The organism is Nonomuraea mesophila (assembly GCF_004352805.1).
In the GTDB taxonomy this organism is placed as follows: Bacteria; Actinomycetota; Actinomycetes; order Streptosporangiales; family Streptosporangiaceae; genus Nonomuraea; species Nonomuraea longispora.
Genome location: NZ_SMLD01000026.1, coordinates 54,897 through 76,809, shown reverse-complemented (window position 1 = coordinate 76,809; position 21,913 = coordinate 54,897). Strand labels below are relative to the sequence as shown.

24 protein-coding genes are annotated in these 21,913 nt (G+C 71.4%); 10 read left to right on the top strand and 14 right to left on the bottom strand.

Annotated features, from left to right (window positions below):
* Both E1295_RS50845 and E1295_RS13170 read left to right on the top strand, forming a co-directional pair.
* The coding region (locus tag E1295_RS50845) for an SDR family oxidoreductase (protein WP_246080011.1) at positions 1-354 on the top strand (354 nt) is incomplete at its 5' end.
* Between the two features lie 234 nt (positions 355-588).
* On the top strand, positions 589-798 hold the full coding sequence (locus tag E1295_RS13170; RefSeq protein WP_166427202.1) for a hypothetical protein: 210 nt from the start codon (positions 589-591) through the stop codon (positions 796-798).
* Here E1295_RS13170 and E1295_RS13165 read toward each other — a convergent pair.
* Entirely contained in the window at positions 788-1,831 is a 1,044-nt protein-coding gene (locus tag E1295_RS13165) for a S66 family peptidase (RefSeq protein WP_132630540.1), read from the bottom strand. The genes E1295_RS13170 and E1295_RS13165 overlap by 11 nt on opposite strands.
* Before the next feature lie 241 nt (positions 1,832-2,072).
* On the opposite strand from E1295_RS13165, the gene E1295_RS13160 reads away from it, so the two are divergent.
* Positions 2,073-2,354, top strand: coding sequence for a hypothetical protein (locus E1295_RS13160; protein ID WP_132630539.1), 282 nt, complete (start codon positions 2,073-2,075; stop codon positions 2,352-2,354).
* Positions 2,355-2,408: 54 nt separating this feature from the next.
* Entirely contained in the window at positions 2,409-2,666 is a 258-nt protein-coding gene (locus E1295_RS13155) for a hypothetical protein (protein WP_132630538.1), read from the top strand.
* A gap of 134 nt (positions 2,667-2,800) precedes the next feature.
* Here E1295_RS13155 and E1295_RS13150 read toward each other — a convergent pair whose 3' ends face one another.
* The 7 genes from E1295_RS13150 to E1295_RS13120 form a co-directional block, all read right to left on the bottom strand.
* Complete coding sequence (locus E1295_RS13150; protein WP_246080010.1) at positions 2,801-3,547, bottom strand: SDR family oxidoreductase; 747 nt, start codon at positions 3,545-3,547, stop codon at positions 2,801-2,803.
* 72 nt (positions 3,548-3,619) lie between these two features.
* Positions 3,620-4,915, bottom strand: coding sequence for a DUF2252 domain-containing protein (locus tag E1295_RS13145; RefSeq protein WP_132630536.1), 1,296 nt, complete (start codon positions 4,913-4,915; stop codon positions 3,620-3,622).
* 115 nt (positions 4,916-5,030) lie between these two features.
* Positions 5,031-5,990, bottom strand: a complete 960-nt coding sequence (locus E1295_RS13140; protein WP_132630535.1) for a hypothetical protein — start codon at positions 5,988-5,990, stop codon at positions 5,031-5,033.
* Positions 5,987-6,328 (bottom strand): PadR family transcriptional regulator, encoded by a 342-nt coding sequence (locus tag E1295_RS13135; RefSeq protein WP_246080009.1) that lies wholly within the window; start codon positions 6,326-6,328, stop codon positions 5,987-5,989. The genes E1295_RS13140 and E1295_RS13135 overlap by 4 nt, the downstream gene beginning before the upstream one ends.
* A 32-nt stretch (positions 6,329-6,360) precedes the next feature.
* Positions 6,361-7,134: an SDR family oxidoreductase gene (locus tag E1295_RS13130; protein ID WP_132630534.1), complete on the bottom strand. Its 774-nt coding sequence runs from the start codon at positions 7,132-7,134 to the stop codon at positions 6,361-6,363.
* Positions 7,135-7,144: 10 nt separating this feature from the next.
* Complete coding sequence (locus tag E1295_RS13125) at positions 7,145-8,293, bottom strand: acyl-CoA dehydrogenase family protein (protein ID WP_132630533.1); 1,149 nt, start codon at positions 8,291-8,293, stop codon at positions 7,145-7,147.
* Positions 8,280-8,879, bottom strand: coding sequence for a flavin reductase family protein (locus tag E1295_RS13120; RefSeq protein ID WP_166427201.1), 600 nt, complete (start codon positions 8,877-8,879; stop codon positions 8,280-8,282). Before E1295_RS13120 ends, E1295_RS13125 begins: the two co-directional genes overlap by 14 nt.
* Positions 8,880-9,019: 140 nt before the next feature.
* On the opposite strand from E1295_RS13120, the gene E1295_RS13115 reads away from it, so the two are divergent.
* The 5 genes from E1295_RS13115 to E1295_RS13095 all read left to right on the top strand — a co-directional run bounded on the left by E1295_RS13115 (position 9,020) and on the right by E1295_RS13095 (position 13,980).
* On the top strand, positions 9,020-10,189 hold the full coding sequence (locus tag E1295_RS13115; protein ID WP_181957982.1) for a thiolase C-terminal domain-containing protein: 1,170 nt from the start codon (positions 9,020-9,022) through the stop codon (positions 10,187-10,189).
* Positions 10,189-10,584, top strand: a complete 396-nt coding sequence (locus E1295_RS13110; protein WP_132630531.1) for a Zn-ribbon domain-containing OB-fold protein — start codon at positions 10,189-10,191, stop codon at positions 10,582-10,584. The genes E1295_RS13115 and E1295_RS13110 overlap by 1 nt, the downstream gene beginning before the upstream one ends.
* A gap of 935 nt (positions 10,585-11,519) precedes the next feature.
* Positions 11,520-12,257 carry a GntR family transcriptional regulator gene (locus tag E1295_RS13105; RefSeq protein ID WP_132630530.1) on the top strand — a complete coding sequence of 246 codons (738 nt, stop codon included), beginning with the start codon at positions 11,520-11,522 and terminating at the stop codon, positions 12,255-12,257.
* 201 nt (positions 12,258-12,458) lie between these two features.
* On the top strand, positions 12,459-13,061 hold the full coding sequence (locus tag E1295_RS13100; RefSeq protein WP_132630529.1) for a GNAT family N-acetyltransferase: 603 nt from the start codon (positions 12,459-12,461) through the stop codon (positions 13,059-13,061).
* A 238-nt stretch (positions 13,062-13,299) separates the two neighbouring features.
* Positions 13,300-13,980 (top strand): copper homeostasis protein CutC, encoded by a 681-nt coding sequence (locus E1295_RS13095; RefSeq protein WP_132630528.1) that lies wholly within the window; start codon positions 13,300-13,302, stop codon positions 13,978-13,980.
* A gap of 4 nt (positions 13,981-13,984) precedes the next feature.
* On the opposite strand, the gene E1295_RS13090 is transcribed toward E1295_RS13095, so the two are convergent.
* The 5 genes from E1295_RS13090 to E1295_RS13070 form a co-directional block, all read right to left on the bottom strand.
* Positions 13,985-15,136: a DUF6986 family protein gene (locus tag E1295_RS13090; RefSeq protein ID WP_132630527.1), complete on the bottom strand. Its 1,152-nt coding sequence runs from the start codon at positions 15,134-15,136 to the stop codon at positions 13,985-13,987.
* The gene (locus E1295_RS13085) at positions 15,120-16,421 is read right to left on the bottom strand and encodes an FAD-dependent oxidoreductase (protein WP_246080007.1); all 1,302 of its coding nucleotides are present in this window, start codon (positions 16,419-16,421) and stop codon (positions 15,120-15,122) included. Before E1295_RS13085 ends, E1295_RS13090 begins: the two co-directional genes overlap by 17 nt.
* 139 nt (positions 16,422-16,560) lie before the next feature.
* Positions 16,561-18,093 carry an AMP-binding protein gene (locus tag E1295_RS13080; protein WP_166427199.1) on the bottom strand — a complete coding sequence of 511 codons (1,533 nt, stop codon included), beginning with the start codon at positions 18,091-18,093 and terminating at the stop codon, positions 16,561-16,563.
* Positions 18,094-18,116: 23 nt separating this feature from the next.
* Positions 18,117-19,181, bottom strand: coding sequence for a phenylacetate--CoA ligase family protein (locus E1295_RS13075; protein ID WP_132630526.1), 1,065 nt, complete (start codon positions 19,179-19,181; stop codon positions 18,117-18,119).
* Positions 19,178-20,245 carry an LLM class flavin-dependent oxidoreductase gene (locus E1295_RS13070; RefSeq protein WP_132630525.1) on the bottom strand — a complete coding sequence of 356 codons (1,068 nt, stop codon included), beginning with the start codon at positions 20,243-20,245 and terminating at the stop codon, positions 19,178-19,180. Before E1295_RS13070 ends, E1295_RS13075 begins: the two co-directional genes overlap by 4 nt.
* Positions 20,246-20,337: 92 nt before the next feature.
* Here E1295_RS13070 and E1295_RS13065 point away from each other — a divergent pair, with 92 nt between their 5' ends.
* Positions 20,338-20,856 (top strand): hypothetical protein, encoded by a 519-nt coding sequence (locus E1295_RS13065; protein ID WP_132630524.1) that lies wholly within the window; start codon positions 20,338-20,340, stop codon positions 20,854-20,856.
* Here E1295_RS13065 and E1295_RS13060 read toward each other — a convergent pair.
* On the bottom strand, positions 20,853-21,788 hold the full coding sequence (locus E1295_RS13060; protein ID WP_132630523.1) for an acyl-CoA dehydrogenase family protein: 936 nt from the start codon (positions 21,786-21,788) through the stop codon (positions 20,853-20,855). The genes E1295_RS13065 and E1295_RS13060 overlap by 4 nt on opposite strands.
* Positions 21,789-21,913: the final 125 nt, after the last annotated feature.

The window sequence follows — 21,913 nt, the reverse complement described above, 5'->3', positions numbered from 1 at the left end:
CCCGACGCCCCCGCCACCCATCACGACGTGGGCGCCCATCACGACGTGGGCACCCATGACGGGCGTGGCATTCAACCGGGCAGCACCGGTTCGCCGGACGGTGGCGTCGTTACCGCAGCCGGTGGTCACGGCCCGGACCAGGACGGCGAGTCGGCGGGAGGCGGCGGGAACCCGGGGAACGGCGAGACGGGCACCGGCCTCATCGCGGCGACCATCCCCGCGGGCCGCATGGCGACGCCCACCGACGTGGCCCACGTCTGCCTGTGGCTGGCGGCCCCCGGCTACGTGACCGGCGCCGAAGTGCGAGTGGACGGCGGCGGCGAGATCCCAGCCTGGCGTCACCTGACCGCCTGACGCCCACCAGCCCCGACCTCCAACCGAGCCCGCCCTGCCACCGAGCCCGCCCTGTCACCGAGCCCGACGCGTCACCGAGCCCGAGCCCGACCTGTCACCGAACCCGACCCGTCACTCCTGAGCCGAGCCCGGAGTCCGACGCCGAGCCCTGCGTCCGACGTTCGGCGGCGTAACGGGGGTGGATCGGGGTCGGGATTCCTTGATATTTCTGCATGATCCTTAAGGGAGGCCCGAGTGAACATCTGTGCCGGCCGCGTGGTGATCGTGACGGGCGCCGGCCGGGGCATCGGCAGGGAACACGCCTTGGCCGCCGGCTGGCGGCACGGCCCCCGCGTGGACCGCGGCGCCCGGTGGGAGCCGGAGGAGGTCGCCGCCGCGGTCGCCACGCTCATGGAGTCCGCCCCGCCGCCGGAGCCGGTCTACGGGAGCCGGGTCAGTAGGTGACGGTGATCCGGCGAGCCGGTCCGTCCACGCGGATCGCCCCGCCGACGGGGATCACGAGTTGCGGGTCGGTGTGGCCGAGGTCGACGTCGAACACCGCCATGGTGCCGGGGGCGTACTCGTCGAGTGCCCGCAGGACGGCCTCGCGCTGTTGCCGGCGGAAACGTTCCCTCTCCTGGGGGCCGAGCGGCTGCTCGAACGACCAGCTCTTGGCCCTGCCCATGAGCAGCGCGGAGAACTGCCGCAGCAGCCCGCGTTCGCCCATGTTGCGAAGGATGCGGTAGACCTCGTCGGCGCGCGGCATCTCCTCGGTGGTCTCCAGGAAGAGCACGTTGCCGGCGTAGGTCTCCGGCGCTCGCACCGCGCGGTCCGCCATCAGCAGCCACGAGATGATCTCCAGGCTTCCGCCCCAGCCGATCCCTTCGACCACCTGGTCGCCGTTGTGCCATGACCAGCCGTCGCCGGGTTCCGTCTCGGGTTCGGAGTCGAAGGTGCGAGGGTCGTCCCAGGGGCGGTTGACGTCGCCGTAGGAGCTTGAGGGGGTGAGCTCGTACGGGCCGGAGGTGAACAGCGCCGCGCGGAAGGAGTCCGCGGTCGACGGGTGCATCGCGCCCGGCCGTCCGAGCTCGACCATGACCGAGCAGCCGTGGTAGCTCACGATGCCCAGCTCGCGCAGGAACAGGAGCAGGTTCGTGTTGTCGCTGTAGCCGAAGAACGGCTTGGGGTCGGCCCGCAGCACATCGGCGTCGAGGTGGGGCAGGACGGTGATCTGGTCGTCGCCTCCGATGGTGGCGATCACGGCCCGGATGGTGGGGTCGGCGAAGGCCGCGTGGATGTCGGCGGCTCTTTGCTGGGGCGTTGCCCCCATCTTCCGGGTCGTCGGATATTCGACCGTCTCCATCCCGAAGTCGTCATGAAGTCTGCGCAGTCCCAGCTCGTAGGGCATGGGGAAGAGGCCGGGCAGTCCGGACGAGGGGGACAGCACCGCCATGCGGTCTCCGGGCCTGGGCTTGGCGGGGCGGAGCGGATGTGTCATCGGACGATGGTAGAAGGTGCCGCGCCTGGCGCCCGACCGCTGTATCGAGCCCGCTCGCGACCGGGTCATGGCCGAACAAAATTCTGATAACACAGAGCTACTATTCGGCAACCTACAGTTATATGCTCGCACTGACCTTGATCCGCTGAGGTCAACAAAGGTCAATGGGGCTGGTGATGCGCCTTCGGGCCCATGGTGTGCCGCCCGCCCCGGCGACAGCCATTTCGGTGAAGGAGCAGAAGTGATCAAAAGGGTGTGCGCCGCGGCCGTGGTGTCGGCGGTCGCCGGCGGGCTGATGTTCGCCGTCCCCGCTCACGCTGAAGACGCAGCCGGTCCCTGGGATGGGCGCTCATGGGCGGCCAACTGGAGTCGCAACAGCGACTCCACCCAGACCGGCAACAACTTCGCCGACGTCTTCGCCGTCAATCGCGGACGCGACGACTCGACGAACGTCAACAACGTCAACGGCATAGCCCCGACCGCCACCAACGGCGGCATCACGGTGATCTACATCTTCGACTGACCGGCTGCCGTCCGACCAACCCGAACAGACACCCCAACAGTGAAAGGACTTCACATGAAGAAGCTCTGCGTGTCCGGCATCGTCGTCGCCGCCGCGACCGGGATGGCTCTCATGTCGGCCCCCGCGTTCGCCGACACCAACGCCGGCAACGCCAGCCGCAACCGTAACGCCATCCAGTCGGGCAACAACTTCGGCAACGTCTTCAACAGCAACGTCGTCGGCCGCGGCGCGACCGGCGTCAACAACGTCAACGGCGTCGCCGTGACCGCGACCCACGGTGGCGACGTGTCCATCGACGACGTGCTCGACTAGTCACGCGACGCGGCGCATGCGATCCGCTGGAACGCGCGCGCCACGAGCCCCGGGCCAGGCCGGACCCGCCGGGAAGGTGCTCGCCGCCGTCCCCGCACCCTTCCCAGTGACGGGACCGTCCTGGCCCGGTTCTTTCAGCTTGAGATCCCGCCGTCCACCGGAATGACCGTCCCGGTCAGGTACGCCCCCGCGCGCGACGACAGATAGATGGCCGCGCCGGCCATGTCCTCAGGGCGCCCGATGCGGCCGAGGGGCACGCTGGAGGCGATGCTCGCGCGGGTCGTGGGGTCGTCCAGGGCGAAGGCCATCATCTTCGAGTCGAACGGCCCGGGTGCGATGGCGTTGACCGTGATGTGCTCCTTCGCCAGATGCCTGGCCAGGTGCCGGGTGAGCATGTGCACAGCCGACTTCGTCGACGAATAGGCATAGCTCGGCAGCGCCGGCACCTTGATCCCGTCGATCGAGCCCACGTTGATCACGCGTGCCGGGTCGTCCGCGCTCGCCGCCTCCCTGAGGCGGGGCAGGAACCGCTGGGTCAAGTAGAAGACGCCTTTGACGTTGATGTTCCAGAGCTTGTCGAAGGCGTGCTCCGGATAGTCCTCCAGCGGTGCTCCCCAGGTGGCGCCCGCGTTGTTGACCAGCACGTCCAGCGGTCCGTCCACCGCCGACACCAGTGACTCCAGCCCTTCGGGCGTGGACAGGTCGGCCGGCACCGCGACGCAGCCCAGTTCGGCCGCCGTCTTCTCGACCTCGGCCGTCTTGCGAGCGGAGATGTAGACGGACGCCTCCGCCTCCACGAACCCGGCGGCGATCATGCGTCCGATGCCGCGCGATCCGCCCGTGACGACGACTGTCTTGCCTTCCACCGAGAACAGAGTCATGTTCCGGAAGCATGCCATACCGAACGGTCGGTTGCTAGCGGCAGACGAACGTCGTGGTGAGAGCCTGCGCGGTCAGACGCCGGGCAGGCGGCCGTTGCGGAACAGGTCGACGAATCTCTGGTGGTCCTCGCGGGCCTGAGCTCCGTATCGATGGGCGAACTCCACCAGCATCCCGATAAATCCGGACCTGTCGCTGCCGATCACGTCCACGATCGCCTCCTCCGTCGAGAAGTCGACGAGGTCATGGCTCGACTCGTCATCGGCCACCGAGTGCATGCGCGCCACGGCCCGCCCCAGGTCCTGCACGATCGAGCGCAGCTCGGCCGGCTCGTTCACCTCGTCCCAGTCCAGGTCCGCCGAGTACGGGGACACCTCGGCCACGAGCTGCCCCACACCGTCGAGCGTGGTGTACCCGAGCCACGGATCGGCATAGGCCTGCAACGCCCGCTGCGATTCGGCCGTGCGATGCCCCTGGTGCTTGAAGTACGCGCGGACCTTCTCGTCCGTGACGTGCCGCGCGACGGCGGGCGCCGCCGCCTGCTTCATGTACAGGACCACGTCGTTCTCCAGCGCCTGCGAGTGCCCTTCGAGCAGCAGGTTGTACGACGGCAGCCCCGCCGACCCGATGCCCACGCCCTTGCGCAGCGCCACGTCCTTGACCACCTGCTCCACCGGATCGACCCGGACCGGCAGCGTGGTCAGGTAGTCCACGAACGCGCCCAGCACGGCCCGCCTGGTCGCCGCGTCCACCGGCTCCCGCCCCGCCATGAGCGCGAAGCGCCGGTCGTACCCGTCGATCACGGTCTCGGCGTCGAGCAGCGCCACCCGCGTACGCAACCGGGCCGTCTGCAGCACCCGGTGCAGCACGCCGGTGGTGGTGTCCAGCGTGAGCGAGCCGATCGCGTCGTCACCGCCCGCCGCGATGGCGGCCAGTTCGACCACGTACGCCCCGGCGAAGTCGGTCACGAGCATGCTGATCGAGTCGTCGGACAGCGCCTTGGCGTACCCGAGCAGGGCCACGCTGGCGGCGAACCGCTTGAGGTCCCAGACGTACGGCCCCACGTACGCCTCGTCGAAGTCGTTGACGTTGAACACGAGGACGCCGGAGGCGTTCATGTACGTGCCGAAGTTCTCGGCGTGCAGGTCGCCGTGGATCCACACTCTGCTGGTCGGTTCGTCGAGGAAACGGTCGTCGGCGTACGTGCCGGTCATGTCGGCGTAGAACAGGCAGGCGCTGCCCCGGTAGAAGGCGAAGGGCGAAGCCGCCATCTTGCGAAATTTCCGGCTGAACGCCGCCGGGTCTTCCTCGATCGACTCACCGAACTCCGCCATGAGGACATCGAGCAGAAACGAAGAGCGTGTGCCCATACTCAGGACTTTGAACTCCTCCCGGGCCTGAAGTAAAGGCCGGAGGTTCTTCCGCCGCGTCGGGGGCCGACGAGGGAGGGCCGACGCGGCGTGTCGGCACGGAGCTTCCCGGCCATCAGGGCCGCGCCGGAGGCAGCGACCTCCACCCACGCCACGCGAACACGACCACCAGCGGAACCAGCAACGCGCACTGCGCGAGGAACATCGCCGTCACGCCCGCGCTCGCCTGTTCCAGGGGCAGACCGATCACCGCCGGCAGTCGGACGATCAGCAGCAGCGCGCCCGCCGCCGCCAGCGCCAGTGCCGGACCGGGTGAGCGCCCGCGGGCCGCCACGAACGGCGCCGCCGCGACCAGTGCCACGACCGCCATCCCGAGGGGCTCCGACCACGGGGACAGCCGTACGCCGCCGGCGGCCGCCGCCGCCGTGCTCAGGCCGTACCCGATGAGTCCCGCCACCAGCGGCACCACCGTGAGCCACCGTCCGCGGCGCGGCGGCGCGGCGTCGCCGGGGAAAGCGAGCAGGAGCGCGATCACCGGAACGGCCGTGAACACCAGCGCGACCAGATCGCGAAGGCTCGGAGCCATGGCGGTCGCGCCGGCCAGCGCGGGGAGCGCGCCGAGCACGGCGGCTGCCTTGGCCGTCCGCGGGCGGCCGTGCATGACCGCCACGAAGGCGACGGCCGAGCAGCATGGGAACCCGTAGTCGGCGATGGCGCCCAGCCGGTCGGCGGATCCGGCCGTGCCCAGAAGGCCGGCGTCACCCTCGTACGAGAGCAGGTACGGCAGGCCCGCCAGCCCGAAGGCCGCATACGCCGTCTGGTAGGCCAGCCCGAGCAGCGCCACGAGCCGGACGGCAGCGCCCCAGGCGAGGTGGCGCGGCGGGGCGCCCGGGCCGCCGAGCCGCACCCGTGCGGACAGAGCCAGCACGCTGGCGATCTCTCCCCAGCCCGGCCGGCGCAGCCCGCCGCCCGCCGCCTCCATGAACGTGTCCACCATCTCCTCCTCGCGCTCGGCGCGGTAGGCGGCGGGCAGCAGGCGCAGCACGGCGCGGTAACGGCGTTCGAGCGGGGTCACGTGGTCCCTCTCGCGAGCCGGGCCGAGGACCTCGCGCGCAGGCGGGCGGTGGCGGTGCGGGCGGTGGCGGCCATCCTGGCGGCCTCCTCCTCCAGCACCCTGGCGCCCTCGTCGGTCAGCCGGTAATAGCGCCGCAGCCGGCCCTGATGGGCCTCTTCGTGATCGAGTTCGATCAGGCCGGCGCCGGCGAGCCGGTCGAGCACGCCGTACAGAGTGCCGATCTTGAGGTGCACCCGGCCGCCTGACAGCCGGTCGGCCTCCTGCACGATGCCGTAACCGTGGCGCGGCTCGTCCACGAGCGCGGTGAGCGCCAGGAACATGGGCTCGGTCATATTCATGAAGCCACGATATCCTGTCTCACAGGATATCGTCACGGGTGCTGGGAGGAGACCGAGACCACCTCGCCCGTCATGTACGAGGAGTAGTCGCTGGCGAGGAAGACGATCACGTTGGCCACCTCCCACGGCTCCGCCGGGCGGCCGAAGGCCTCCTTGGCCGTCAGCTCCGCCAGCAGGTCCTCGCCGGTCACCTTCGCCAGGTGCGGGTGCACCGCCAGCGACGGCGCCACCGCGTTCACCCGTACCCCGTGCCCGGCGGCCTCCAGTGCGACGCAGCGGGTCAGTGCCATCACGCCGGCCTTGGCCGCGGCGTAGTGCGCCTGTCCGGGCTGGGCCCGCCAGCCGAGCACGGAGGCGTTGTTGACGATGACGCCGCGGCCCTGCGCGGTCATCTGCCTGAGCGCGGCCCTGGTGCAGCGCATGGTGCCGGTCAGGGTGACATCGACGACCGTGTGCCACTGCTCGTCGGTCATCTCCGTGAGCGGGGCCGTACCGCCGAGCCCGGCGTTGTTGACCACCACGTCCAGCCTGCCGTGCGCCGAGACCGCCGCGTCGAACAGCGCCAGCACCTGCGCCTCCGAGGTCACGTCGCACGGGACCGCCAGCGGCTTGACGCCGGTGAGCTCGGTGAGGGACTCGGCGGCGGCGGCCAGGCGGCGCTCGTGCCGGTCCGAGACGACGATCGTCGCCCCCTCCTCGGCGCAGCGCCTGGCCGTGGCGTAGCCGATGCCCGCTCCCGCGGCGGCCGTGACCAGGGTGACCTTGCCGTCGAGCAGGCCGTGCGCCTTGGGGTAGGGCTGGGGCATGGCGCTCCAATCAGCGGGGGAGTCCCAGGGTGCGCTCGGCGATGATGTTCCGCTGGATCTCGCTGGATCCCGCGTAGATCGTGTCGGCGCGGCTGAACAGGTAGAGGCGCTGCAGGTCGTTGAGCCCGCCGTCGGCCGCCAGTCCGGACTTTCCCTGTACGGCCTGCGCCAGCTCGCCCAGCCGGCGGTGCCACTCCGACCAGTAGAGCTTGGCGATCGACACTTCGGGTCCGGGGTCGGGCCGCACCATCCTGAGCGCGTTGAGGCGCATGATCTCCAGCTCCAGCCACGCCCTGACGAGCCGGTCGCGCAGCACGGGATCGTCCGCGGCGCCGGTCCGCCGGGCCGTCGCGATCACCTCGGCCAGTTCGCGGCGGAAACCGATCTGCTGCCCGAGCGTGGACGCGCCGCGCTCGTGCCCGAGGGTGGCCATCGCCACCCGCCAGCCGTCGCCTGGCGCCCCGAGAACGTTGCCCGCCGCCGTGCGCGCGCCGTCGAAGAAGACCTCGTTGAACTCGGACGTCCCGGTCAGCTGCACGATCGGCCGGACGACGACCCCGGGCTGGTCCATGGGGACGAGCAGGTACGACAGCCCGCGATGCCGCTGTGAGCTCTCCTCCGTACGGCACAGGACGAAGCACCAGTGGGCCACGTGGGCGAGCGAGGTCCAGACCTTCTGGCCGGTGATCACCCACGTGCCGTTCTCCAGGCGGGCCCTGGTCCGGACGTTGGCCAGGTCGGACCCGGCCTCGGGCTCGGAGTAGCCCTGGCACCAGAGCTCGTCGCCGCGCTGGATCGGGGGGAGGAAACGCTCCTTCTGTTCGTCGGTGCCGAATTCGAGGATGGTCGGGCCGACCAGACCTTCGCCGATGTGGCCCACCCTGGCGGGGGCCCGCGCTCTGGCGTACTCCTCGTGGAAGGCCACCTGCTCCTCCAGGGAGGCGGCGCGGCCGCCGTACCGGCGGGGCCAGCCGAGGCACGTCCAGCCGGCCCTGCCGAGGTGGCGCTCCCACGCCAGCCGCTCCTCGTGTCCTTCGTGCTCGCGCCCGGGGCCGCCCAGCCCGCGCACGTGGGCGAACTCGCCGCTCAGCGCCTCCTCCAGCCAGGCGCGGGCCTGCTCGCGCAGGCCGCCGGGCGCGGGCGGGTCAGGCAGGCTCAACGAAGCCGCCGTAGCCGCCCCGGAAGAACACGAGCGGGCCACCGTCGGCGTACGTGTCGAGCTGGAGCACACGTGCCACCACGATCATGTGGTCGCCCGCCAGGTGCTCGGCCTCGACGGCGCAGTCGATCCAGGCCAGCGAGCCGTCGAGGACGGGGTTGCCGCCGGGGGAGCCGGTCCACTCCAGGCCGGCGAACTTGTCCCCGCCCTTGGCCGCCAGCTGGGCGCACACGGACCGCTGGTGCTCGGCCAGCACGTTGACCGTGACGACCTTGGCGCCGCGCACCTTGGGCCAGCTCGTGCTGGTGTGTGCGACGCAGAACGCCACGAGGGGCGGATCGAGCGAGACAGAGGTGAAGGAGTTGGCCGCCAGGCCGCAGGGCTCTCCGCTGACCGGTTCGACCGCCGTGATCGCGACCACGCCGGTCGCGAACCTGCCGAGCACCTGCCGGAAGCGGAGGGTGTCGAGGTGGCCTTGTGAGGGGCCGGGCGGCATGGCGGCTCCGTTGCAGATCCTGCGCTGATGGGGCGTCGGAAGGCCGCGACAGCCGTCCGGCGCGATGAGCCGGGCAACGTGTGTGCTCATGGTCCGCCTCCTCGTCCACCGGTTGCGCCTGATCTTACCAAGCGCTTGCTTGGACGGTAGGGTGAACCCGGGAACAGTGTCAAGCCGGGCTGTGGAAGGTGCGTTGACATGGGTGAAATGTCCTGTCTAACGTGACGGATGTGCCCAAGCGCTTGCTTGCTTTATCTGATGTGACCGCGATCGCCGGGGTCGGCTACACCCCCTTCACCAAGAACTCGGGCGTCAGCACCCTGACGCTGGCCTGCCGGGCCGTACTGGCCGCCCTGGAGGACGCGGGACTGCCCGTGGACGAGGTGGACGGCCTGGCGACGCACCGCGTGGGCGACTCGGCACCGCCGAGCCTGGTCGGTCCCGCGCTCGGCCTGACGGACCTGGCCTGGCATCTGGACCAGTTCGGCGGAGGCAGCGTCTCGCACGCGGTCGTCGGCCAGGCGGCGCTGGCGGTCGCGACCGGCATGGCCGAGACGGTCGTCTGCTACCGGGCCATCAACGCCCGCTCCGAGTTCCGCATGGGAGGCACCGGCCGGGGCGTGCCGGCGAGCCCCGAGGTGCAGTACCAGGCGCCGTACGGCTACGTCGCGCCGCCGCAGCAGTACGCCATGTACGCCCGCGCCCACATGCTGAAATACGGGACCAAGGCCGAGCATTTCGGTCAGGTGGCGGTCACCCAGCGCGCGAACGCCGCCAGGAACCCCCGCGCTCTGATGCGCACCCCCATCACCCTCGACGACTACCTGGCCGCCAGATGGATCGCCGAGCCGTTCCGGCTTCTGGACTGCTGCCTGGAGACCGACGGCGCCTGCGCCGTCGTCGTCACCACCGCCGAACGTGCCCGCGCGCTGCGCCGACCTCCTGTGCTGATCTCGGCCGCGGCGTGGGGCGGCGGCACCACGCACCTGTCGGGCGCCGGCGCCGACCCCACCGTGACCGCGGCCGCCGCCCTCGCCCCCCGCCTGTACGCCCAGGCCGGCATCGGGCCCGGCGACGTCGACGTGGCCGAGCTGTACGACTGCTTCACCTACTCGGTGATCGTCCAGCTGGAGGACTACGGTTTCTGCGCCAAGGGCGAGGGCGGGCCGTACGTGGCCTCGGGCGCCACCGCGGCAGGCGGCCCGCTTCCCGTCAACACGCACGGCGGTTTCCTGTCCGAGGGCTACGTGCACGGCATGAACCACATCGCCGAGGCGGTCTCCCAGCTGAGGGGCGACGCGGGCGAGCGCCAGGTGCCCGGCGCGGAGGTGGCGCTGTCCACGGCCCAGCCCGGCTACATCCTTCCGGCCACCTCGGCCCTGATCCTGAGGAGGGCGTGATGGCGGGATACCGTCCCGAACCCGACAGGGACTCCCGGGAGTGGTGGGAGCGGGTCGGCAGGGGAGAGTTCGTGGTGCAGGTGTGCGACGCCTGCGGCACGGCCCGCTTCCCTGCGCGGGCGTTCTGCGCGCGGTGCCGTACGGAGGGGGCGCACTGGCGGGAGGTGGCGCCCGAGGGCGTGGTGGAGAGCTGGATCGTCAACCACCAGCCCTTCGTGCCCGGCCTGCGGGAGCCGTACGTGGTGGTGATGGTCAGGCTGGCGGAGGTTCCCGGCTGCTTCGTGTACGGGAACTGGCGCGGCCTGCGGCCGCCGGAGCATGGCGAACGGGTCACGGCTTCCTACACCCGGGTCGACGCGGACCTGACCCTGGTCGACTGGCGGCCAGGGCCTTAGACGATCGTCGGGCGCGGCGCAAGACCTCGTGCTCGTTGATCTTGCGTCGCAAATTCGATTGGTACCGGAAAACCCCACCAGCCCCGCCGATCCCAAGCGCCTCACAAGGCGGGCACCGAGGGTTGATGATGATGAAGTAGGCGTCAACGCGGACGGCTCGGTGGTGGCTGGCGTGAGAGGTTCTGGCGTGGTGACGGGCGCGACCGTGAGGTCGCGAACCATGACCCTGCGCGCCGGTGAACCCGCCTCTGCCCCTGCCTGCCGCCGGCTGGGTCCGCCCGGCCTGGCCCGGGCGCCGCCTGACCGGAACGAGCCTCGCAACGGGAGAAGAGGCTGTAACCGGTCGAATTCCCGGGCAACTGGTCGGTCCCTCGGAGGAAAACGCGTCCTGGCGGGCGTGGGGGACCCGCCAGGACGCGCTTCCTGCCCCGTGTGCGACGGCGCCAGGACTCCGGCGAGGGATGGAGTCCTAGACCGTTAGCTCACACACGGAGTCGATGGGGAGCGCGAGGGCTCGCGTTGCCGGCAACGTGCGGCGATGCGTCGAGCTGCACCAACCGGGTCATCGTTGGGGTGCGTGACGGGGGCGCCACCCTCCTCATTCCAGACAAAGGTTCCGTCTTCGCACCACACGGTCAGCTCAGTCAACACCGATTGCACGGAGGTGCCATCGCTCTGGTAGGTGTGGGTGAACCCCTCGCGACACAACGCGTAACGCAGTAAACGTGTTGCATCGAGAGAGGCATGCCAGCGCGGGTATGGCATATCCGTGCGGTCCGGCAACACTGGCCTTCACCTCCTCACCGGCCTATAGATGGATTTGTACCAACGAATGGATGATGGGCCGGGGGAGGGGGGTTGGTCAAGGGGTTGTGGCCTGCTAGAACCAGATCGTCTAAATTGTTGGAACAAAAGGGGTGAAAGTGGCAAGGTCGGTGCTGTACCAGCAGGTGGCTTCGGAGTTGAGACGAGCCATCTACTCGGGTGTCCTCGGCCCCGGGGCGCAGCTGCCGACCGAGGCGCAGCTCATGGAAGACCATGGGGTGAGCAGGAACACCGTCAGGCTGGCCCTCGGCGAACTCGTCAACGAAGGGCTGGTCACGCGCACGCCGCGGCGCGGGACGGTGGTCCGAGACCGCAGACCGCTGCTGATCTATCCGCAGCGGGAGCTGGAGCCGCAACCCAGTGGGGAACTTCGGGAGGCCTTCGCCTACGCCGTGGCGCAGGAAGGCCGGGCCCCGAGCCAGTACATCGAGGTCCTGACGGTGTCTCCGGTCGAGGAGATCGCCAGCAGGCTTGAGTTGGCCGACGGGGAGCTGTCGGTGGTGAGACGTCGTCTGCGGTTCGTGGACGGCCAGCCGTACAACACCAACGACTCCTACTTCCCGCGTGATCTTGTAGCCGACTCGGAGATCGCCAGGCCCGGAGACATCGCGCGAGGAGCGAACCGGGTGTTGGAGGAGCTGGGTCATGCGCAAGTGCGCGTCGTCGACGACATCTGGGCGCGCATGCCCAACCAGGAGGAGGCCGAGCGCCTGCAGCTTGAACTTGGCACGCCGGTCATGGTCTATGTCCGTGTCGGTTTCGACCGGGCCGATACGCCCGTGCGTGTCGCGGTGTCGGTGCTGCCCGCCGACAAACATTTGATCAGATACGAGCTCGATCGCCGCTGAAGAGCTCGTTTGAAGGGGTGATCCCGCCGGCCGGGCGCAGCGAGAATTAGCCGCCTCGCTGGCCTGGGGGAGTCGTGCATACTCCCCCAAATCGCCATTTATCCATATATATCGGGTTACGGCCCATTTCGGCCACCCGCGCACCATCGCGTCATCACGCTTTGTGTCAGCGCAGGTACCCAACGCAACGGGAGTTGTATTATGCACACGAACACGCTTCTTCATCCGCTCGCGCTCCGGCGCGCGGAACCCGCGGACCTTCCCGGCATACTCACCCTCCTGGCCGACACCGCCGAGTGGCTGTATGCGCAGGGTCTCAGGCAGTGGCCCCGCGGGGGTTTCGGTCCCGAGCGGATCGAGCCGCTCATCGAGGAGCGGGTGCTGTTCCTGCTCGACGACGAGCTCCGATATCTCGACCCCGACGAAGCGGCACCGCCGGTTGCCACCATAGCCCTCGACGACCACGCAGATCCGGAATTCTGGACAACTGCCGACGATCCCGGCGCGGCACTGTACATCCACAAGCTCGCCGTCGCCCGCCCGTGGTCGGGCAGCGGTCTCGGCGACGCCCTGCTCGACTGGGCCGGCGCCGCGGCCCACGCCGCGGGCCTGCCCTGGTTGCGGCTCGACTGCGCGAAGGGCAATCCGCGGTTGCAGCGCTACTACCGCACCCGGGGGTTCCGGCACGTCCGTACGGTGGACCTGCCGCACCGCTCCTCCGGCGCCCTTTTCCAGCGCCCGTCGCTGGATCTTCCGGCCACGGCGTTCCGTGACCTGACCATGGCGGAGCTGATCAGCGCCTGACGCTCCTGGCCCGGCCCTCCGCCGTCGAGGGCCGGGCCCGCCGTTCCTGCCGCGCCTGCGCGCGCGTACGTCCCGTGGACGGGCGGAAGCCGCCCGCCCGCATCCTCGGGCACTTCGCCGGTACGCGGCCCCGTACGCGGGCTCTCAGGCGGGCGGAGAGGCCGTGCGGGGCGGTCGCCGTCCCACCTTCGGGGCTACGGCGGCAGAAGGGGGCAGAGCACCATATAACCTCTCCTGCATGACCGGATCCCTGCTCGAGGTGATCGCGCTCGACGTGCGCGACGCCGTGGCCGCCGAACAGGGCGGAGCCGACCGGCTCGAGGTTGTCGCCGACATGGCGGCAGACGGGCTGACCCCCTCCCCGGAGACCGTGGCCGCGATCGCCGCGGAATGCCCGCTCCCCCAGATGGTGATGCTCCGCCGCGACGCCCGCTTCACCGCCGACGCCGACACGCTCGACCGGCTGGCTCGCGACGCCAAGGCGCTGGCGCAGGCCGGGGCGGCGGGGTTCGTGTTCGGGTTCCTGGACGGGGCCGGCGCCGTCGACCTCGCGGCCACCGAGGCGCTCATCCACGCCGTCTCCCCGCTGCCCTGGACGTTCCACCGCGCCGTCGACCACGCCGCCGACGTGCAGGCGTCGTGGCGGGCCGTGCGCTTACTGCCCAACCTGGCCACCGTGCTCACCTCGGGCGCGCCCACGGGTGTGGGGAACGGGCTGCCGGTGCTGAAGGCGCGGGCCGAGGCGGGCGACGGCTCGATCATCCTGGCCGGTGGCGGTCTGCGGCCGGCGTACGTGCCGTCGCTGCTCGACTACGGCATCCGCGCCTTCCACGTCGGATCTGCCGTACGCGCGAGCTGGTCCGACCCCGTCGAGTGGCGCCTGGTGCGCCAGTGGCGCGCCCTGGTCGAACGCGACTGAGCGCTCACGGAAGCGCCAGGTCGGCGCGGCGGAGGGCCGCCGCCAGCGTGCGGATGGTCGCCGGCTCGTCCATGACGCCTCCTCCCGCCTCCCGCTGTTCCTCCCACGCGCTGACCCGCTCCCGGTAGGAGTCGTAGCGGGCCAGGTGGAAGGCGTAGACCGTGGCGAACCTGCTCACCAGGTGTGACGGGTGCATGTCCCAGCCCTGGTAGTAGCCGTGCCGCAGCGAGTGCCTGACGAGCTCGGCGTGCCGGCGCCACAACGCGCGCACGTCCTCCCCGCGGCCCGAGGCCGGCGACGCGGCCAGCGAGCCGTCCGACAGCTCCACCCCCGTGCCGGCGAACGCGGTCTGCATCACGTGCCTGGCATGATCGCAGGCCGGATGGTCGAGGCGCTGCTCGTGCGGAGGCAAGCCGATGGCCGCGGTGTAGTCGAAGACCCCGAAGTGCGCCGCCGCCAGCCGGCCGTCCAGCGCCTCGGGCAGATCGCCGCGCAGGAAGTGCAGCGTCTGCGGCGCTTCCACCTGCATCTCGAACCGCAGCGTCCCCGCCCGCGCGCCGAGCGCGGCCTCCAGCCGCGCCAGCACCGCGGCGAACTGCCCGAGGTACGCCTCCATCAGCACCTTGGGAAAGGTCACCACGAACCCGCGGGGCAGTTCCCCGGCCCGCGCGACCACCCCCTTGACGAACCCGTCGAGCGTGCGCACCGGCCGATCGGGGTCGCCGTCGGCGAACGACTTCACCCGCAGCCCCCACCGCCGCGGCAGCGCCCCGGCGGCGTGCAGCGCGGCCACCGCCTCGGCCGCCTGCTCCACGTGCCCGTCCTCCACCGGGTCCGGCCGTACGCCGTAGCCGTCCTCGAAGTCCACGCGCAGGTCCTCGACGGGCTCGGACGCGAGCTTGCGCACCACCCGCTCGTGCACGGCTTCCGCCGGTCCGCCGGACAGCCCGAACACCTCCACCAGCTCGCCGGGGCCGGCCAGGTGATCCCTGACCAGCGATGCGGCCTGATCGACCCACGCGGGGACCGTGCGGGCCGTGAACCGGTCGGCGGGGACGTAGACGGTGTGGACCGGCTGCCATTCCGGCTCGGCGGCCGGATAGCGGGCCTGCTGGAGCGCGTACGTCTCCTCGAAGCCCCTAAGGTCGGCACGCACGGAGCATGGCCTCCAGGCCCACGAGCTTGACGCGTTCGCCCCTGCCGAGCGACCTCGCCAGCTCGGTCTCGGCCGCCTCGATGGCCAGCCACTCGTCGTACGTCACCGGCCGCACCCCGCGCTCGGCCAGCAGCGCGTCGACGGAGCCGAGGTCGTCCCGCCCGCCTCCCGCGAGATCGGCGAGCAGCGTGCGCACGGTCTCCGCCGCGTCGGACTTGTTGGTGCCGATCACCCCGGTGGGCCCGCGTTTGAGCCAGCCCGCCACGTATTCGCGCTCGCGCACCCGGCCGGCCTCGTGGGGGACGGTCATGGTGGCCTCGGAGAACGGCACCCCGGGCAGCGGCACACTCCGGTAGCCCACGGAACGCAGCACCATGCCGACGGGCAGCGTCTCGTACTCGCCGGTGCCGACCACGCGGCCCTCGTCGGACAGCCGGGTGCGTTCGAGCGTGATGCCCTCGACCCGCTCGGTGCCGAGGATCTCCACGGGCCGCAGCCAGAAACGTACGTCGAGGCGGCGTGGCCGGCCCGCCGGCTCCCGCTCGGCCCACGACTGCAGGACCTTGATGTTGCCCTGGACCTGACGCGGGAAGTCGCCGCCCAGCACGACCGCCTCCTCGGGGCGGACGCAGACGTCGGCGTTGGCCAGCTCGCCCAGCTCGCGCAGCTCCTTCAGGGTGAACTTGGCGTGCTCGGGGCCGCGGCGGCCGATCATGTGGATGGCCTTGACCTGGCTGTCCTGGAGGCGCTCCAGCACGTCGTGGGGCACGTCGGTCGAGCGCAGCTCGTCGGACGTCTTGGCCAGCACGCGTACGACGTCGACGGCCACGTTGCCGACGCCGATCACCGCGACCTCGGAGGTGTCCAGCGTGAACCTGCCGGGGTCGACGTCGGGATGGCCGCAGTACCAGTTGACGAAGTCGGTCGCCGCCACGCTGCCCGGCAGGTCCTCGCCCGGGATGCCGAGCTTCCTGTCGACCATCGCGCCCGTGCAGTAGACCACCGCGTCGTAGACGCCGAGCAGGTCGCCCACGGACAGGTGCTCGCCCAGCGTGACCCCGCCGAGGAACCGCACCTCGGGCAGCTCCAGCACCCTGCGCAGATAGTTGGCGATCGACTTGATCGACGTGTGGTCGGGCGCGACGCCGTATCGGACCAGCCCGTACGGGGTCGGCAGGCGTTCGAGCACGTCGACATGGACAGGCTCGGCCGACTGCTTGACCAGGGCCTCGGCCGTGTAGATCCCGGCGGGGCCCGATCCGATGACCGCCACGCGCAACGCCACGCTGCCTCCTAAAACCCGGTCGCACCCGACATGCGTCCCCTTTGGTACAACCCGCCGGTGTGATCGTTGTATCCCCGATCGCCGTTCCAGGCGCCGAGCCCACCGTAACCCGCATGCCCGTTCCAGGGGACCCCGCGGCTCATGGCAGGCGGTCGCGCAGGGCCCGTTTGTCGATCTTGCCGTTGGCGTTGGCGGGCAGGGCGTCGACCACGATGACCCGCCTGGGCACCTTGTAGCCGGACATGTTGGCCCTCGCCCAGGCGAGCAGCGCCTCGGGGTCGGCCGTCACGCCCGGCCGCGCGACGACGTACGCGAGGCCCGCCTCGCCCGCGACCGGGTCGGGCACGCCGACGACCGCGGCTTGCGCCAGCGAGCCCTCGCGCAGCAGCAGCGACTCGACCTCGGCGGGGGAGACGTTGAACCCGTTGACGATGTAGAGCTCCTTCTTGCGGTCCACGATGGCGAGGTTGCCCGCCTCGTCGAGCACGCCGACGTCGCCGGTGCGCAGCCAGCCGCCGGCGTCGACGGCCTCGGCCGTCCTGCCGGGCTCGTCCCAGTAGCCGCGCATCACGCCGTAGCCGCGCTGCAGGATCTCGCCGCGCTCGCCGGGCGCGACCTCCTTGCCGTCCTCGTCGACGATCTTGACCTTGATGCCGGGCACGGGCCTGCCGGTGGTGTTCGCGATCACGTCGATGGGGTCCTCCGCCCTGGTCATGGAGACGACCGTGCCCTCCATCAGCCCGTACGCGTTGATCATTCGTTCGAGCCCGACCCGCTCGACCAGCCTGGTGATCAGGGCGGACGGCACGGCGGCGGCCCCGCAGATGGCGACGCGCAGCGACGAGACGTCCCACGAGCCCCGGTCGAGCTCGTCCAGCAGCCGGTGGAACAGGGTGGGCGGGCCGGCGAGCACGCTGGCCCGCTCGGAGGAGATCAGCGACATGAGGGCGTCGGGGGTGAAGACCGGGACCGGCGCCATCGTGGCCCTGCGCAGCACGCACGCGATGAGCCCGGCGTTCAGCCCGAACCCGTGGCTGAACGGGGCGATCACCGGGTAGCGGTCATGCTCGTCCAGGGTGACGATCTCGGACCAGTCCCAGTAGCCGCGCAGGATCTGGGCGTGGTCGAGCATGACGCCCTTCGGCACGCCGGTGGTGCCCGACGTCGACATGATCTCGCACAGGTCGCCGGGGCGCACGGCCAGCGCCCGCTCCTCGGCCTCCCGGACCGGGACCTTCGCCCCCAGCGACCGCAACCCGGCCGCCTCCGGGCCGGCGATCCGCAGCCCCGGCAGCGGCGGCAGCAGCCCGTCGAGCGGGGTGTGCGCCGGGCCGGCGCCGGTGACCATGACCTTCGCCCCCGTCCTCTCGACGAGCTGGGCCGCCTCGATGCCCTTGCAGCGGGACGAGAGCGGCACGATGACCGCGCCCGCGTCCCAGATCCCGAAGGCGTGCGCCACCCAGTACGCCGAGTTCACCCCCCACAGCGCCACCCGGTCACCCGGGCCGACGCCGAGGGCGATCAGGCCGCGGGCGATGTCGGACGCCGCGGCGCGCAGCTCCGGCAGCCTCACGCCGGCGCCGCCCTCGGCGACCACGGTGGCGTCCGGGTGGTGTTCGGCCTGGTCGCGCAGCATGCGGGGGAGCGTCCCCCAGTCCGGCATGGGTGCCATCGGATCGCGCCTCCCGTCGCCTGTCAGGTGATGAGCGCCCGGTCCCTGCCGAGGTGGTGACCGCGCAGATCGGTCACCGTCGCGGCCAGGGGCGTCTTGGAGACGTCGCCGGCGATCTCCACGTCGATGGAGACGGAGGTCAGGGCGCGGAGCGCCTGCTCGATCCGCGAACGCCACATGGGGTTGCCCACCAGGCTCTCGCGGATGAACGTCACGGTCAGCGCCGCCGCGTCGAGCGTCCCCTTGCGGCTGAGCGTCAGCTCCCAGCCCGCCACGCCGTCGATCTTGGCCAGCGCCTTCTCGACGCGGGGCAGCGCCAGCCACACGCCTCTCACCAGCACGTGCTCGCCGGCGGTGTGGGCGGGCGCGGGCAGGCCGGAGCCGCCGGTTCTCGCCACCAGCCCGGTCCTGAGCACGGCGTCGCCGAGCGTCGTGTGACCGCGCGGGGTGACGACCAGCTCGGCCGGCGGGCCCGGCGGCGCGGAGAGGTCGTCCTTGGTCAGGGGAGCAAGGGAGAGCAGGCCGTCCGCGAGCGGCGTGAGCGGGTCGTCCTCGGCCGCGCGCCAGGCCAGGGCCGTGCCGCCGAACGGGCTCGCCAGCACCTCCGTGACCCGCGCCCCGAACTCGCCCGCCAGATGGGCGATCGTGCCCTTCGAGGCGATCTCGCCAGTGAGCACGATGGTGCTCAGACCGAGATCCAGCGGGTCGAGCAGGAACTCCAGGTGCAGGCGGGCCAGGAGGTCCATCGCCCCCGTCGGGGTGATGACCAGCGTGGTGGCCCGCAGCGCGGACAGCGCGTGGTGCAGCCGCATCCGGCCGCGCGGCCCCACGCAGGCGGCGGCCCGCGCCACGTCGGCCGCGGACGCGGTCCACAGCGCGCCCGCGGGCTCGGCCAGGGCCACCACGACGCGGTCGCTGTCGCCCGCGCCCGCCGCGCGCAGCGCCGCGGCGGTCAGCTCGGCCGCCGCCGCGCGGTCGCCGGGCCCCATCGGCAGGACGCTCGACACGTCGGGGGAGACGAGGAGCAGGCCGTTGGCGCAGTGCCCGGCGGCCCCGAGATCGTCGCGGGTCAGCCAGCGGGAGGTCATCGCGCCACCTCGGACATGAACAGCGTCATCGCGTCGCACACCCGGTCGTGCGCCAGGCCGCCGACCTGCGCCTGGATGATGAGATCGGTGGCGCCGGCCTCGGCGATCCTGGCCAGGGCCTTGCGCGAGCCCGCCACGTCGTCCACCACCACCATGAGGTTCTCGCGCAGGGTGCCCATCGCCTCCTCCGGCGGCAGACCGGCGGCCAGCTGGCCCAGCACGCGGTGCGTGGCGTGGCGGGCGTCGTAGTAGTCGGGCGGGGTGACCAGGTTGACCTGGCGGCGGATGTACCACAGGACGGCGTCGGCGGCGGCGGCGGTCGCCTCGTCGCGGGTGGGGGCGACGTACCAGGGGATCATGAGGGCGACGCGCCTGGTGGCCGGGTCGAAGCCGTTCTCGGCCAGACATTCCCGATATTTCGTGATGTCGGTGGCCACGTCGTCGATGCCTTTGAGCATCGTCATGCCGAGCAGGTTGTAGCCGTTCCTGGCCGCCGCGAGATAGCCCTCCAGCGACGTGGACGCCACCCACACCGGCGGGTGCGGCTCCTGCGCGGGGCGGGGATAGACGGCCACGTCGGGGATCTCGAAGAACGCGTTCGAGCGGCTGACGGAGGCGCCGTCCGCCTGCCAGATCGCCAGCGTCGCCTCCAGCGAGTCCTCCCAGATGCGCCGCGACTGCTCGAACGGCCGCCGGAACGCCTGGTACTCCAGCGGCGAGGCGCCGCGCCCCGTGCCGAACTCCACCCGCCCGCCGCTCAGCACGTCCAGCGTGGCGACGCGCTCGGCCGTGCGGATCGGGGACTGGAACGGCAGCAGCACCACGCCGAGCCCCAGGCGGATGCGCTCGGTGCGCTGGGAGATGGCGGCCAGGACCAGGTCGGGGGCGGAGGAGTGGGAGAAGCCCCGGGTGAAGTGGTGCTCCACGAACCAGGCGGTGTCGTACCCCAGCCGGTCGCCCAGCACGGCCTGCTCGACCACGTTACTGAACGCCTGCTGCTCGACCTCCCGGGTGCGGCCGCGGACCTCCAGTTCGTATCCCAGGCTGATCCGTAGGGACGTCATCGCGCCTCCGGCAGGTTGGTGACCAAGCGCTCGCTTGGTAGAGCGTATCAGCGGCAAAGACTTGCGGGAAGGGCGCGGCGGCGATCAGAGTGATGCCCGTGAAGCGAAAGCGCGCACCGCGGCGGCCCAGGGACGGCGCGCACCCCGGTCCCGTCGACGGCGCCGCCGACCGGCGGGCCGGCGACCGCGAAGAGCACGGCGACCTCTCACCCACAAGTGCCCGCGGATACGAGGCGTTCGGGCGGGTGATGGCCGCGCTCGCCACCGAGGTCGACTTCATCGAGTCGTGCCGCGACCTGACCTGGTGGCGCGGGGCCGACCACAGCTGGCACATCGAGTGGCGCGACGGCCCGTACGCCTCCGAGGTGGCCGCGCTGCTCTCCGGCCACGTCCGCGCCTCCGACGGCCCTCTCGTGACCGAGAAGGGCCAGGGCGGCGCGGGCTCGGCCGTGCTCGACGTGATGGGCGTACGCTTCGAGTTGCGCGCGATCGACCCGATGGGCCGGGCCGCCCTGCGGGCGCGTTCCGGCTTCTGGCGGTTGTCCGAGGCCCTCGACACCACCCGCCGCACCAACGCCCGCCACCCGTGGGAGGAACTGCTCGGCGGTTAGCCGAACACGTGGGCCGCCAGGCGGGCGCGGTGGGCCTGCGGAGGCCCGAAGAGCTGCGCGTCCGAGGTGGCGCGTTTGAGATAGCGGTGCGCCTGATGCTCCCAGGTGATCCCGATCCCGCCGTGGACCTGGATGTTCTCCCCGGCCGCCGCCAGATAGGCCTCCGTGCAGTACGACCCGGCGATCGCCGCGGACACCTCGTCGCGCGCCGCGGCCTGCGCCGCCGACGTGGCCGACTCCACCAGCAGCAGCAGGTCGGCCAGCTTGTGCTTGATCGCCTGGAACGACCCGATCGGCCGCCCGAACTGCCGCCGCGTCTTGGCGTGCTCGACGGCCATCTCCAGGCACCGCCGCGCCCCGCCCGCCTGCTCGGCGGCCAGGGCCGCGATGCCGAGATCTCGGACGCGGGTCCACGACCCGCCGTCCCCCAGCCGCCGCGCCGGGGCCTGGTCGAAGACGAGCCGCTGCAGGGGGCGGCTCTCGTCCATCGTCGCGTACGGCTCACGCCGCGTCGGCGCGGCCTGCACCAGCAGTCCGGCGACGTGGACGAGCACGACCTCGCCCGCGAGCGCGTACGGGACGACGCCCGTCAGCAGGTCGCCGTCCAGCCGCAGGTCGCCGTCTCCCGGCAGCACCACGGTCGCGGTCGGCGAGCCGCCGGCCAGCGACTCCAGCAGCTCCGCGGCCCCGGCGGCCCGGGCCGCCGCGACGGCCATCACCGCCGACTGCAGGAACGGGTAGGGGCACAGGGCCCGGCCCAGCTCCCCGGCCACCGCGGCCATCTCGGCGGGGCCGCAGCCCGCCCCGCCGTGTTCCTCGGGAACGAGCAGCCCGGCGATGCCCAGGTCGCGCGCGCACTCTTGCCACGGCGCGCCCGCCCGGCCGGCGAGATAGGCGCGTACGGCGTCGCGCAGCTCGTCGGGAAGTCCCACGAACACATCTTAACCAAGCGATTGCTTGCCTGTCCCCTAATGACCTAATTTTGCCCTTTCTGTACGATTTCATAGTGTGGAACTGGTCATCCCTGGAACTTGCCGGGAAAGGGCTGACCGGGGAT